Raw genomic sequence first — 12,420 nt, 5'->3', positions numbered from 1 at the left:
TCATGAGCACCGTCTTCCGTCGCCGCATCTCCCCCACCGAGCTGATGTACTTCCCCATGCGGGACATGGCTCCGCCGTTCCTCATGCAGCTGATGTTCCGGGGCGAGGGCGCCCTCTCGGCCGCCGAACTCCAGCGGGCCGTCACCGTGGCCGCCGCGGCGTGCCCGGGGGCGCGCCTGGTGCGCGACGGCGCCGACTGGGTGGACAGCGGCGTGCCGCCCCGGGTCCGCGAGGTCACCGGGCACACACTGAACTACCCGCGCCTGGAAGAGGATTCGGTACTCACCAGCCCGATCGGCCCCACCCCGGACACCACCTGCGAGGTGCTGCTGCTGACCGGTCAGGCGATCGTCTTCCGGGTGTTCCACGGCGTCATGGACGGCATGGGCATGGTGCAGTGGGCCACCAATGTGTTTCGGGTGCTGCGCGGCGAATCACCGCTGCCCTACCCGGATCCCGTCGCCGACGCCGAGCTGGTGCGCCGCGTCGGCGCGCCGGGCCGCCCGACGCCGATGGTGCCGCGGTTCCGGGCCGCCACCGGGCACGGCCGCCAAGACCCCGGGCTGGCCCGGCATCTGTTGCGGCACCGCGTGATCGAGTCGACCGGCCCCGGCGCGGTGGCCCGGGTCGCGGCCCTGCTCGCCGAGACCACCGGGACGGTGTCGCGGATCATGGTCCCGGTCGATCTGCGCCGCCACGATCCGGAACTGCGCTCGACCGCCAACCTCGCGCTGCCGCTGTTCCTCGATGTGCGGCCCGGCCAGAGCTGGGAACAGATCAACGCGGACAAGCGAATCGGGCTGCGGGAACGACGCGAGCTCAACCAGATGGCGTCCAGCGGCCTGGCCATCCCGCCCGCCGCGGGCCGCTCGCTGCTGCGCACCCTGAACTGGCTGGGTGCGCGCTCGGGCCGAAACCTGGCCTCGGCCACGGTCTCCCACATGGGCCGCTTCGATCTCGACGAGCTGACCGTGCCGGGCTTCGCGCCGACCGGGGTGTGCATTCTGCCGCAGCACAGCGTGGCCATGCCGCTGCTGTTCGGCATGGTGGAGGCGGGCGGGCACACCCACCTCACCGTCTCCGCGCGCAACGGCCGCGGCGTCGAGCCGCGCCTGGAGGCCCTGCTGGACCGGATCGCCTCCACCCTGGCGGCCGAACTGCCGCAGCGGGCTTCGGTCGCGCCATGAGACGCTGGGCCGGGGCGGTGGCGGCCCGCCCGAAGCTGGTGATCCTCGTAGCCCTCGTGCTCGCCCTGGGCTTCGGGCTGTTCGGCGCGGACGTGCAGGACCGGGTCAGCGCGGCCGGATTCTCCGATCCGGGCAGCGAGGCCGCGCTGGTCGATCAGGTCGTGCGCGCCCGGATCGGGCCGCAGAATCCCGATGTCATCGCCATCTACACGGTTCCGGACGGGCAGAGCCTCACCGATCTCGGGCCGCGCGTGCAGCGGGCGGTCGCCGACGTCGATCCGGGGCTGCTGGCGCATCGCGTCGAAACGTATTGGAACAACGTCCCACCGCGCCAGGGGTACTTCCGCTCCGCCGACGGGCGGCAGGCGCTGGCGGTGGTGTACGCGGCCGGTGACGAGAATCAGCGCATCGCCGCGTATCGGAATATCGCTGCGGCGCTGCGCGTTCCGGGCGTCGAGACCCGGTTCACCGGGTACAGCGCACTGGCGGACGCCATTACCGTGCAGTCCCGGCACGACCTGGTGGTGGCCGAATCCGTCTCGCTGCCGGTCACATTGGTGATTCTGGTGCTCGTGTTCGGCGGGCTGGTGGCCGCCGCGCTGCCGGTGCTGGTCGGCCTGCTCGCGGTGCTCGGGTCGCTGGGCGCGGTCGGGCTCATCGCGCGGGTGACCGAGGTGAGCGTGTTCGCGGTGAACATCGCCTCGCTGCTCGCGCTCGGATTGGCCATCGACTACGGGCTTTTCGTGGTGAGCCGGTTCCGCGAGGAACTGGCCGCCGGTCGCGCCGCACCGGAGGCCGTGGCCCGCACCCTCGCCACCGCCGGTCGCACCGTGGGCTTCTCGGCGCTGCTGCTGGCGTGCGCGTTCGCGGGCACGTTCGTGTTCCCGCAGGCGGTGCTGCGCTCGCTGGGCTTCGGCGCGATCGCGGCGGTGGCGCTCGCGGCCGTGCTGTCGCTGACCGTGCTGCCCGCCGCGCTGGTGCTGATCGGCCCGCGCATCGGGAAATGGAGTTGGCGCGCGGACGCTTTCGAACGCGGCGAACGGCGCGCCGCCCGCTTCTGGGGTCGCGTGGTGGCGGCCGTGATGCGGCGGCCCGCGGTCGTGGCCGTCGCCATCGGCGCGCTGCTGCTGACGCTGGCGAGCCTGCTCGGTGGGGTCCGGCTGGGCGATGTCGACCACACCGCGCTGCCCGCGGGCAGTGCGGCCCGCACCACCGTGGACGAGCTCGCCGCCCACTTCCCCGCCGCCAACAGCGGTGCCACCGTGCTGGTTTCGCGCACGGACGGCACGGCTCCGACCGCCGCCGACGCGGATCGGGTCGGCGCGGAGATCGGCGGTGTGCGCGGGGTGCACCAGGTGCTGCCAGTAGGCCGCGATGCCGATGTCGTGGTGCTGCACGCCGCCCTCGACGTCCCCGACCGCTCCGAGCCCGCCACCGAGATCGTCACGCGGATAAGAAATCTCGGGCTGCCCGGCATCGCGCTGCGGGTGGGCGGGGAATCCGCGGCGACGGTCGACAGCGTGCATGCCATCGTCTCGCGCATGCCGCTCATGATCGCGGTGATGGTGGCGGCCACGCTGCTGCTCCTGCTGCTCGCCTTCCGCTCGATGGTGCTGCCGATCAAGGCGGTGCTCATGGCATTCCTCAGCCTGGCAGCCACTTTCGGCATTCTCACGTGGATCTTCTACCGCGGCCACCTGGCCGGGATGCTGGCGGTCAGCGTCGGCCCGCTGTCGGCGGGCATGCTGGTGCTGATCATGGCCGTGGTGTTCGGGCTGTCCACCGACTACGAGGTGTTCCTGCTGTCGCGCATGGTCGAGGCGCACCACGCCGGGGCCGATACGGCCGAGGCGGTGCGCACCGGCATCGTGAAGACCGCGCGGGTGATCACCGCGGCGGCGACCCTGCTGGTCTTCATCACCGGCGCGTTCACGCTGTCCCCGCTCACCCCGATGCGATTCCTCGGCCTCGGCATGATCATCGCCCTGATCATCGACGCGACCCTGGTCCGCATGCTGCTGGTCCCGGCGCTGGTGAAGCTGATGGGCCCGGCCAACTGGTGGATGCCGGGCCGCCGCGCACCGCAGTCGGTGCGGGTGGTCGAACGGGAACGCTTACCCCTCGGGTAATCGACCGGCGCGCCCGCGTGGGGCAGGCTCGTGGTCATGATCGATACCGACGGGACGACGCTGTTCCACCAGACCATGCCCTTCACCGAGAAGCTGGGCGTCGAGGTCCTCGAACACGGGCGCGAGGTGGTACGCAGCCGCCTTGCCTGGGACGAGAGCCTGTGCACGCTGGGCGGCGCCCTGCACGGCGGAGTCCTCATGTCCCTGGCCGACGCCACCGCCGCGGTATGCGCATTCCTCAACCTGCCCGAGGGCGCACAGGGAACGACGACCGTCGAATCGAAAACCAACTTCCTGCGCGCGGTACGGTCCGGGCACGCGGTCGCCACGTCGCGGCCGCTGCACGCCGGGGGGCGGTTCATCGTGGTGGAGACGGAGATTCGCGACGACGAGGGCAAATTGGTCGCGAAAGTGACTCAGACGCAGGCGGTGCTGTAGCGGCACGCCGGAATCATGATGTAGAGCTAGTGAAATTCGCTGGTGCGCACGGCAACTCGGCCGAGATTGCGGCGTTCCGCAACCAGATCCAGAGCAGAAACCACCTCAATAGCCGGAAATACAGTGACACGCGGCCGAATCTGACCGTCACCCAGCAGCTTCCAAAGCTCGGTGCGATACTCGGCGATCACCTCCGGTACGCTGCGGGCGAGCAGCCCGACGGAGAACCCGGTGACCGTCTTCAGTTCCGGCAGCAGGCTGTTCACCTCGACCGCACCGCCGCCCGCGCTGTAGGCAACGAGTCGGCCGTGCGGGTTCAAGGTGGCCACGGTGCGCGCCAGCAGGTCTCCGCCGACGCCGTCGAGCACGACATCGACCGTCTCACCCCAGTTTTCGGCATACGTCACCACCGCGTCCGCCCCGCACTCGCGCAGGAAATCGGCCTTGTCCACCGATCCGGCCGCCGCGAGGACACGACCCGCGCCGAGCGCGCGGGCCATCTGCACCGCCAGGTGACCGCTACCGCTCGCCGCGCCGGTAATCAGAATCGACTCGCCCGCAGCGAACCGCCCGGCCCGCAGCGCACCCAGCGCCACAAGGCCGCCGCGCACCACCGCGAGCGCGTCCACGGCGGCCACCCCGTCGGGAATCTCGGTGAGCAGGGCCGGAACCCCCAGCACGTACTCGCCGTACGCCCCGGCCATCACCACCCCGCCGACCCGAACGCCCAGCCACGCTTCCGGCACCTCCGACCCCACGGCCACGACCGTGCCGACCACCTCGCCCCCGGGCTCGTCGGCCGTGCCCGCCCGCACCATCCGCACCAGGCCGAGGTGGATACCCGCCAGCTCGGTGCGAATCAGCACCTGCCCCGGACCGGGCGTCGGGCGCGGGGCCTCGACAACCTCGGGGAGCGCGGAGAACCGAATCTTGTACACGGGCAATGCCTTTCGAGAGGATTCGGCCGGGTTCGGCCGCACAGAACGTCACGGCGAGCAGACGGCTCGCCCGGGGCGCGGTATCAGCAGCTGTTCCGCGGAAGCATCCCCGCCTCCTTCCTAAAACTTACAACGGACGTAAATTTAGCCCGAGGCTATCCGATGCGTCAAGAGCATTTTTACCACGGTGGTAAACTTCCCGTTCGTGACCATCGAAGCAGGACTGCGAGAGACCAAGAAGCGGGAAACCCGCCAGTCGATCTCCGACCACGCCACCCGCCTGTTCATCGCCCACGGCTTCGAGGCCACCACCATCGCCGAGATCGCCGACGCGGCGCGAGTCGCCAAAAAGACGGTCACCAACTACTTCCCGCGCAAGGAGGACTTGGCGCTCGACTACCACAACGAATTCGCAGCCTCACTTGCCACCACCGTCACGGCCCGCGCTCCCGGCGAATCGGCCCTCACCGCCCTCCGCCGCGAATTCGACCGCGCCGCAACCGCTTACGAAGCCGTAGCAGGCTTCACCAGCCCCGGCTTCTGCCGCATGATCACCAACAGCCCCACCCTCACCGCCCGCCTCCGCGAACTACACGAACTCCGCGAACAGGCACTAGCCCAAGCCCTCCCCGGCACCGAACTAACCCGCCGCGCCGCCGCCACCCAACTCGCCAGCGCCCATCGCCTGCTGTTCCAACGCGTCCAAGAACTCACCCTCGAGCGCAGGTCTCGGCAACGGATCGCCGATACCGCCCGAGCCGAGGCAACTTACATCTTCGACCTCCTCGAGCCCGCCTTGGGCGACTACGCCATCGCTTGATCCAGAAAGCCCCTCACCGCCCCGCGCCGAACAACCCACGCAGTCCCAAACACCCAGCATCCCCACATCGTCCCGGCACCAGCAAGTACCACATTGTCCCGGCGCGCTTTTGGCCGGGATCGCACGGAATTCCGGCCAAAGCAAGCTGGAATGACGGGGCGCGCCTTCGATCCGTCCGGCGCGAGCATAGAGTGACCGCATTGCAACGGTAAGAGTGTGGTCAGTGATAGCTGGTCCGCGCAGCCAATTGCCGCTGAGTCAAGCCCGCGCCCTTACGTTCGGTGGCAATCGCTTGTCCGACATACTGGCCATATCCTGGCGTACCTCGGCGTCAGGCAGTCGCGAGCGCGTCGTAGCGATACCGGAATTGGTCGGCATCGTCACCGGAGGCGCTGGTGGCGGCAGTTCGTACCGGCTGTAGTTCGGCGACCAGGCGGGGGGAGTTCACCGGCCCCTCCAGCAACGGTAGTGCGGCCAGCCCTTCCGTCACTGCGTTGCGAGTGTCGCCGAGTCGGGCCAGCGATGCGGCGAAGTACGCTCGGTAGGATGCCTCATCACGAGGCTTACTGCCCTCGGTGCCGATGCTTTCGCGGTAGATCGCGGCAGCCTTGTAGTGTTCACCGAGGTAGCTCCTGGCCCGAGCCTCGATCGATCGAATTTCCGCGGGGGTGACGAACAACAGTCCCACCGGGTCATCGAGATCATCGAACCCGCGGTCGGTTTCTCGCCATGCGCGAGCTATCGCGTGTTCCGCCTCTCGTGCGTCACCGAGCGCCGCGTAGGCGACGCCTTGACGCGCCGACAACATCGCGTGCAGCCGGGCCGATCGAATATTTCGGCTGAGATCGGTTGCCCGCAAGGAGAGTTGAATGGCCTCGCGCACCCGACCGAAGTAGGAAGCCTGCCATTGCATACCGTCGACGATGTCGGTTATTCGCGCTTCGTCCCTGCTCCGCTCCGCGTATGTGAGGGCCTCGGCGTAGCACTGCCGGGCGACACGCTGATTGCCCGAATCGAAGGCCAACCAGCCCGCGCATTCGACAAAACGGGCCGTCACCGCGGCCAGAGCAGAACCTATCCGTTCGTTGTAGCTTCCGGTCTCCAGCAACCGCCGTGACAGCGCGTACTGCTGAAGGGCAGGCTCGAGGAGTCCGCCGCTGCCGTATTCGTTGTCATGCGCCCACAACTGATCTGCGGCCTTGGTCAGATAGTCGATGTGGACGTCGCCCACCGTCTGCGGCGTCGCAGCGGACGCCAGCACGTCGGATGCGGCGACGGATAGCAGTGCCGTGCCGAATACTGTCAGTCCGAATTCCCTGCGGTTCACGTCATCGGCTCCTTCGCTACCCCTGCTTTCGATGGTGCCTGCGCCCGAGGTTCCGAGCAATGCGGGCAGCAGTGCGGAGCGCGGGACACCCAGTGCGTCGGCGGCTCGGGTCAGCTCTCGGTAGTCGTAGAGGGTGCCGACTTCGCCGCGCTCGACGCGCCCGGCGTGGCTACGCTCCCAGCGCAAGAGCACGCCGAAGTCGGCCTGAGACAGGCCGATCGCCTTGCGAACCAGCGCGAAGGCAGCTCCGGGTTTCTGTTCCGCGAGCAGTCGTCGGAACTCCGGTGTGTCCCATTCGAACATGCTGGCCTTGCCGGTCATGTCCGCCCCTCGACCTCGTTGTATCGGCTCGCGTTCAGCGTATGCCGAACGTCCCGGGTCCGGCCGGTCAACGGCAGATACTGCGCATCATCGACGCGCCGTTTCATGCGTCGCAGCCCGCGGCTCCGCCGACAAAGCTTGGGACAGAAAGGCCCCCGAGCCGGACATTCGCGCCGTGCCCCGGACCCTCCGGCATCGAGGCCACACCTTCGACCGACCAAGAGGCTCGAGATGGCAACAGCAGCGGAGTCCGCAGTACTCGGAGTTCTCACGCCCGGCGGATTGCTGACCGCCGACCAGATCATGCAACAGGCCCAGCTGACCAGTTGGAGCGCACGGCGCGCGATCAAACAACTAGAAAGTCGCGGACTGATCATGGCCACGCCGTACCAGGCGCGCTGGTCGATCACCCCTCGTGGACAGGCCGCATGGCGGTCCAAGGGCAGGCGGCAGATCCCGTGACCGACTTCGGCCAGTTCGGATTGCTACTGCTGGCCTGCCTCGCGGTATCGGCGCTCGTGTACGCAGTCATCACGTTGTGGCCGCAGCGGATTCCGAAAGAACGCTCGGTGCACGGCATTCGGGAACGGATCGAAGACGAAGATCGTGTGGAGTGAAATCGACTGGCGTGGGGTGAAACCCGACTCGGAAGGTCCCGTCTTGTGAAGCATCACTGGCCCACTTCATGCCCGGTTGGCCGAACGATAGCCACGTCCCAGTTGGGGCGAAGGTCGGTGCAATGCCCAGGCTTGTGACGAATTCCTTACGGCCCCGGCGCGGCGCTGTCTAACTCGGGGATCGGCGGCGAGGATCGAGGGATGACATCTACTACGACGATTCTGGCCTGAGCGCATGCGGGTTCTGCTTACCGGCGCGGCCGGATTTATCGGATCGCATGTGTGGCGTGCGCTGCTCGAGGCTGGGGACGAGGTGGTGGCTGCCGATCTGATGTTGGCGGCTGCCCATGGGTCGGGGGCGATGCCGCCGGATGGCGTCCATTGCATCGATGTTCGTGATCCCGAGGCGGTGGCCGGGCTGCTGCGGGGGGTCGAGGTGGTGTGTCATCAGGCCGCGGTGGTTGGTGCGGGGGTGAGTGCTGCCGATGCGCCTGCCTATGCCAGTCACAATGATCTCGGGACCGCCGTTCTGCTCGCGGCCATGGCGGAGGCGGGGGTGCGCAGGCTGGTGCTGGCATCCTCGATGGTCGTGTATGGCGAAGGGCGGTATCGCACAGCCGATTTCACCGTGGTCGAGCCTGCGCATCGCTCCCCCGACGATCTGGCTCGCGGGCATTTCGAGCACCGAGACCCCGCCACCGGGCAGCCCCTGACTTGGGCCCCTATCGACGAGGACAGCCCGTTGCGGCCGCGTAGCCTGTACGCGGCGAGCAAGGTGGCGCAGGAGCATTACGCGGCGGCTTGGGCGGCGGCCACCGGTGGCACCGTTACCGCGCTGCGTTATCACAATGTGTATGGCGACGACATGCCCAGGGACACACCGTATTCCGGGGTCGCGGCGATCTTCCGATCGGCGCTGGAGGCGGGTGAGTCGCCGCGCGTTTTCGAAGATGGTGGCCAGATGCGCGATTTCGTGCACGTCCGCGATATCGCCGCCGCCAATGTGGCCGCGGTGCATCGGCCGCTGCCGGGATTCACGCCGCTGAATATCGCCTCCGGTACTCCGATCAGCATCCGCGAGGTCGCCGATCTCCTCGCCCGCGCCCACGGCGGAAAGCCGCCCGTCGTCACCGGTGACTATCGGCCTGGCGATGTCCGCCATATCGTCGCCGGTCCCGAAAGGGCCCGCAAGCTCTTGGATTTCACCGCGGCGATCGCTCCGGCCGAAGGGCTCGCCGAGTTCGCCACCGCGCCACTGCGAGCGGTCTCCGGAGCGGGTGCGCCCGAATGGCGGTGACTCCCCGGGACCGCAGGCGGGCCAAGTACGTAGTAGAGAGTTCTCCTCGTGATTCCGGCGTGCTTTTGGCCGGAATCTGCTCTGCCGCAGGTGATCCCGGCCAAAAGCACGCCGGGATCACGAGAAGGGCTTCGCCTGACCGGGAGAACCGAGAAGGGCCTCTGCCAACCGGTTACGGCTGTGGCCGGTGCCCCGGGTCGAGCAGGGGAAGGCGGATCTCGAAGCGGCAGCCTACTTCTCGGTTCACGGCGGTGATCTCGCCGTGGTGGGCTTGGACGAGGCCCGCCGCAATCGCCAGGCCCATCCCACTATTGCTGCCGATATCGGTGGCTGCCGGGGAGCGGGCGGCCGAACCGCGGTAGGCGACCTCGAAGATGCGGGGCAGGTCGTCGGCGGCTATGCCGGGGCCGGTGTCGTCGACGCGGGCCCAGGCGTGGTCGGGGGCGATGCCCGCGGAGATGTCGATGCGGCCGCCGGGCGGGGTGTGCTCGATGGCATTGGCGACCAGGTTGGTCAGCACCCGGGTCAGCGCGCGGTCGCTGCCGGATACCGGGATCTGCGAATCCGGTTGGCGCGCAGCCAGTGTCACCCGGGCGCGGGCGGCGGTCGGCTGGGTGGCGGCGGCCACCTCGTCGATCAGTTCGCGCAGATCCAGCGGTTCCAGGGCGAGCCGCAGGGCGCCGGAATGGATCTTCGACATCTCGAACAGGTCGTCGACCATGGCGGAGAGCCGGTTGGTGTCCCGCACGATCTGGCGGGCGTAGCGGTCGACGGTCTCGGGACTGTCGATCACCCCGTCCACCAGGGCCTCGCCCATGGCGCGAATACCGGCCAGCGGGGTGCGCAGATCGTGGCTGACCCAGGCCACCAGGTCGCGGCGGGCGCGTTCGGCGGCCCGCTCCTGCTCCAGCATCTGCCGCTCCCACACGGTCTTTCGGGCCTGGGCGCGGCCGAGCACGATCGCGGCGGGCACCGCGACCGCCGTGACGACCGCGAGCACCCAGATGATGCGCTCCAGTTCGTGGGTGAACATCAGCCCGCTCACCGCGATCACCCCGGCCAGCGTGGCGAGCGTCGGAATCAGCACCAGCACCACCATGCTGGTGGTCAGGCTGCGGTTGTAGGTGAGGCGCATGGCCAGCGCGCCCAGCGCCGTCACCGGGACCGAACCGGCCAGGGCGTAACCGATGAGGGCGAGCGCGTCAGTCGGCATCGTCGGCCTCCGTGCCCGGACGGCCCCAGGCGTAGCCGCGGCCCCACACGGTCTCGATGCGGTGGGCCGCACCGAGTTTGGCGCGCAGCCGCTTGATGTGCACGGTCACCGTGGACTGGTCGCCGAAGCTCCAGCCCCACACCCGCTCCAGCAGTTCGGTGCGCCCGAAGACGCGCTGCGGGTTGGCGAGCAGGAAGGCCAGCAGGTCGAATTCGCGGGCGGTCAGCTCCACCCGCTGACCGTCGACCAGCACCGCCTGCGCGTCCGGCCGCAATTCGATGGCGCCGCTGCGCAATACCGGCTCGGACGCGGGTTCGGCGCGGTGCGCGCGGCGCAGCACCGAGGCCACGCGCAGCGCGAGTTCCCTAGGGCTGAACGGTTTCACGATGTAGTCGTCGGCCCCGGATCGCAGGCCCAGCACCCGATCCTCCTCCTCGCCGAGGGCGGTGAGCAGGATGATCGGGGTGTCCGGGTGCGGCCCGGACCGCACCGTGCGGCACAGGTCGATGCCGTCGGGCGGCGGCATCATCACATCCAGGATGGCGAGGTCGATCTCGTTGCGCGCCAGGACTTCCGCTGTGGCCGGGCCGTCGGCGGTCTCGACCACGGTGAGCCCGTCGCGTTCCAGGTAGCGCCGCACCACCTCCCGGACCACCGGGTCGTCGTCGGCCACGAGAATGCGCATGCCGGTCACCAATTCGTCATGAGTAGATGGTTGATCAACAGCGCCGCGACCGCCTGGACCGCCAGCCAGGCGCGGGCGGTGCGGCGGGGCAGCAGGGCGGTGGCGGCGAGCAGCCACATGTCGAACGGCAGCCAGACCCGTTCCGTCTCGGCCTTACTCAGCCCGCTGAGGTCCGCGGCGAGAATGGCGACGGCCCCGACGGCGGCCAGCAGCGCGGCCGGGTCGACCGATTGCCGCCAACCATCCAGTCGCGCAGTGATTTTCGTCGCCTCCGGTACCCGCACCAGGCTCGTGACGGCGAGCCCGCCCACCACTCGATGCGCGGCGGCCGCAACGGCCGGGCCGACCGCGCACACGGTCGCGGCGAGATTACCCCACACCCAATAGGAATACGGGCGCACCGAGGCGATGCCCTGGTAATACCGTTGCACCACCAGGTGATAGCCGTCGAGCCACCAGAAACCGGCCGCCGTGAACGCCGCGACCACCAGCGCCACACCGATCAGCGCGGGCACCGCCGCCCGGAAGCCCCGCGCCAGCAGCACGGCCGCCGCGGGAATCACCATGAGCGTCAGGCCGTAATTCAGATACAGCCCGAAGCCGAACAGCAGCCCCGACGCCAATGCCGCACCCGCCCAACCGGTCCGCTGCCGGGTGGCGATCGCCAGCAACGCCACCGCCCACGCGGTGACCCCGGCGAAGAAGGCGTCCGCCGAGACCGCGATCCATACCGCCGCCGGTGCCAGCACCAGGAAAGGCAGTGCGGCGCGGGCACGTTCGGCCGCACCGAGCGCGATGAGCGCCACCGGCACCGCGACCGCCGCGCTGCATCCGACGAGCACGCACAGCCAGGCCGCCCACGCGCCGCCGCCCAGGCCGATCCGGTCCAGCAGCACGAAGGTCAGCAGCGCCCCCGGCGGATGTCCCGAGACGTGGGTGGTCCACGAGTCGGGCTGGAAGTCCAGGATGCGGGCGGAGAACCCGCGGAGCATGGCGGCGATGTCGTGCACGCCGCCGACCTCGTGCAGATACTCGTCGCCCCGGATCAGCCGCCCGGCGAAACCGACCCGCCATCCGTCGATCATGGCCAGGGCGAACGCCCATGCCACCGCCGTCACCCAGGCCAGCGGGAGCAGCCGCGGCCACGGCAGCCGCCGGGCCAGGCCCGGTCCCGCCCACACGACCAGTGCCGCGAGGGCGATCGCCGGGCCGGTCCCCCACCCGACGTGCGGGCCCCAGATGCCGAAGATGGGCGCGGCCGCCGCGTACACGCGCCGGACGAATTGTTCGCCTCGGATTTGCGGTACCGCGAAAGCGACGGCGACCAGCACCGCCGCGGCCGCCGCGCACACCAGATCGGCACGACGGCCGGACCGGCGCGCCGTCCGGTCGAGAATTACCTGCTGCACGGCGTCAACCCTAGGCCGCCGGGCCCGCACAACCCGGGT

The 12,420-nt window shown here is 69.3% G+C and carries 12 protein-coding genes; 7 read left to right on the top strand and 5 right to left on the bottom strand.

The genetic code is table 11. The features are described from left to right. Positions 1-2 precede the first annotated feature (2 nt). From HPY32_RS31500 to HPY32_RS31490, 3 genes are read left to right on the top strand one after another with little or no spacing between them, the layout of a single operon-like run. On the top strand, positions 3-1,187 hold the full coding sequence (locus HPY32_RS31500; protein WP_067578305.1) for a peptide synthetase: 1,185 nt from the start codon (positions 3-5) through the stop codon (positions 1,185-1,187). Further along, entirely contained in the window at positions 1,184-3,316 is a 2,133-nt protein-coding gene (locus HPY32_RS31495) for an MMPL family transporter (RefSeq protein WP_067578303.1), read from the top strand. The genes HPY32_RS31500 and HPY32_RS31495 overlap by 4 nt, the downstream gene beginning before the upstream one ends. Positions 3,317-3,352: 36 nt before the next feature. After that, the gene (locus HPY32_RS31490) at positions 3,353-3,754 is read left to right on the top strand and encodes a PaaI family thioesterase (protein WP_067584457.1); all 402 of its coding nucleotides are present in this window, start codon (positions 3,353-3,355) and stop codon (positions 3,752-3,754) included. Between the two features lie 26 nt (positions 3,755-3,780). Here the strand turns inward: HPY32_RS31490 and HPY32_RS45050 are convergent, their stop codons facing one another. Further along, a complete protein-coding gene (locus HPY32_RS45050; protein WP_067578301.1) occupies positions 3,781-4,692 on the bottom strand; it encodes a quinone oxidoreductase family protein in 912 nt (303 codons plus the stop codon). Between the two features lie 205 nt (positions 4,693-4,897). Here HPY32_RS45050 and HPY32_RS31480 point away from each other — a divergent pair, with 205 nt between their 5' ends. Continuing rightward, positions 4,898-5,512 (top strand): TetR/AcrR family transcriptional regulator, encoded by a 615-nt coding sequence (locus HPY32_RS31480; RefSeq protein WP_067584454.1) that lies wholly within the window; start codon positions 4,898-4,900, stop codon positions 5,510-5,512. 331 nt (positions 5,513-5,843) lie between these two features. On the opposite strand, the gene HPY32_RS31475 is transcribed toward HPY32_RS31480, so the two are convergent. Further along, positions 5,844-7,160 (bottom strand): helix-turn-helix domain-containing protein, encoded by a 1,317-nt coding sequence (locus HPY32_RS31475; protein WP_067578300.1) that lies wholly within the window; start codon positions 7,158-7,160, stop codon positions 5,844-5,846. A 231-nt stretch (positions 7,161-7,391) separates the two neighbouring features. Between HPY32_RS31475 and HPY32_RS31470 the strand changes: the two genes are divergently transcribed. The 3 genes from HPY32_RS31470 to HPY32_RS31460 all read left to right on the top strand — a co-directional run bounded on the left by HPY32_RS31470 (position 7,392) and on the right by HPY32_RS31460 (position 9,074). Next, a complete protein-coding gene (locus tag HPY32_RS31470) occupies positions 7,392-7,622 on the top strand; it encodes a hypothetical protein (protein WP_156673876.1) in 231 nt (76 codons plus the stop codon). Then, a complete protein-coding gene (locus HPY32_RS31465; RefSeq protein ID WP_156673875.1) occupies positions 7,619-7,777 on the top strand; it encodes a hypothetical protein in 159 nt (52 codons plus the stop codon). Before HPY32_RS31470 ends, HPY32_RS31465 begins: the two co-directional genes overlap by 4 nt. 235 nt (positions 7,778-8,012) lie before the next feature. Further along, positions 8,013-9,074: an NAD-dependent epimerase/dehydratase family protein gene (locus HPY32_RS31460; RefSeq protein WP_067578296.1), complete on the top strand. Its 1,062-nt coding sequence runs from the start codon at positions 8,013-8,015 to the stop codon at positions 9,072-9,074. 172 nt (positions 9,075-9,246) lie between these two features. On the opposite strand, the gene HPY32_RS31455 is transcribed toward HPY32_RS31460, so the two are convergent. The 3 genes from HPY32_RS31455 to HPY32_RS31445 are packed head-to-tail and all read right to left on the bottom strand — an operon-like array spanning position 9,247 to position 12,381. After that, positions 9,247-10,287 carry a sensor histidine kinase gene (locus HPY32_RS31455; protein WP_067578293.1) on the bottom strand — a complete coding sequence of 347 codons (1,041 nt, stop codon included), beginning with the start codon at positions 10,285-10,287 and terminating at the stop codon, positions 9,247-9,249. Beyond that, positions 10,277-10,972, bottom strand: coding sequence for a response regulator transcription factor (locus tag HPY32_RS31450; protein WP_067584451.1), 696 nt, complete (start codon positions 10,970-10,972; stop codon positions 10,277-10,279). Before HPY32_RS31450 ends, HPY32_RS31455 begins: the two co-directional genes overlap by 11 nt. 5 nt (positions 10,973-10,977) lie before the next feature. After that, positions 10,978-12,381, bottom strand: a complete 1,404-nt coding sequence (locus HPY32_RS31445) for a hypothetical protein (RefSeq protein ID WP_373686684.1) — start codon at positions 12,379-12,381, stop codon at positions 10,978-10,980. Positions 12,382-12,420: the final 39 nt, after the last annotated feature.

It is taken from the genome of Nocardia terpenica, assembly GCF_013186535.1.
In the GTDB taxonomy this organism is placed as follows: domain Bacteria; phylum Actinomycetota; class Actinomycetes; order Mycobacteriales; family Mycobacteriaceae; genus Nocardia; species Nocardia terpenica.
Note: the sequence above shows the minus strand (reverse complement) of the source record. Positions and strands in the feature narration are given on the sequence as shown.

Excerpts from the sequence above, each read along its gene's own strand:
- HPY32_RS31450 (WP_067584451.1), bottom strand. The coding sequence starts at position 10,972 with ATGCGCATTCTCGTGGCCGACGACGACCCGGTGGTCCGGGAGGTGGTG.
- HPY32_RS31460 (WP_067578296.1), top strand. The coding sequence starts at position 8,013 with ATGCGGGTTCTGCTTACCGGCGCGGCCGGATTTATCGGATCGCATGTG.
- HPY32_RS31490 (WP_067584457.1), top strand. The coding sequence starts at position 3,353 with ATGATCGATACCGACGGGACGACGCTGTTCCACCAGACCATGCCCTTC.
- HPY32_RS31500 (WP_067578305.1), top strand. The coding sequence starts at position 3 with ATGAGCACCGTCTTCCGTCGCCGCATCTCCCCCACCGAGCTGATGTAC.
- HPY32_RS31470 (WP_156673876.1), top strand. The coding sequence starts at position 7,392 with ATGGCAACAGCAGCGGAGTCCGCAGTACTCGGAGTTCTCACGCCCGGC.
- HPY32_RS31475 (WP_067578300.1), bottom strand. The coding sequence starts at position 7,160 with ATGACCGGCAAGGCCAGCATGTTCGAATGGGACACACCGGAGTTCCGA.
- HPY32_RS31495 (WP_067578303.1), top strand. The coding sequence starts at position 1,184 with ATGAGACGCTGGGCCGGGGCGGTGGCGGCCCGCCCGAAGCTGGTGATC.
- HPY32_RS31455 (WP_067578293.1), bottom strand. The coding sequence starts at position 10,287 with ATGCCGACTGACGCGCTCGCCCTCATCGGTTACGCCCTGGCCGGTTCG.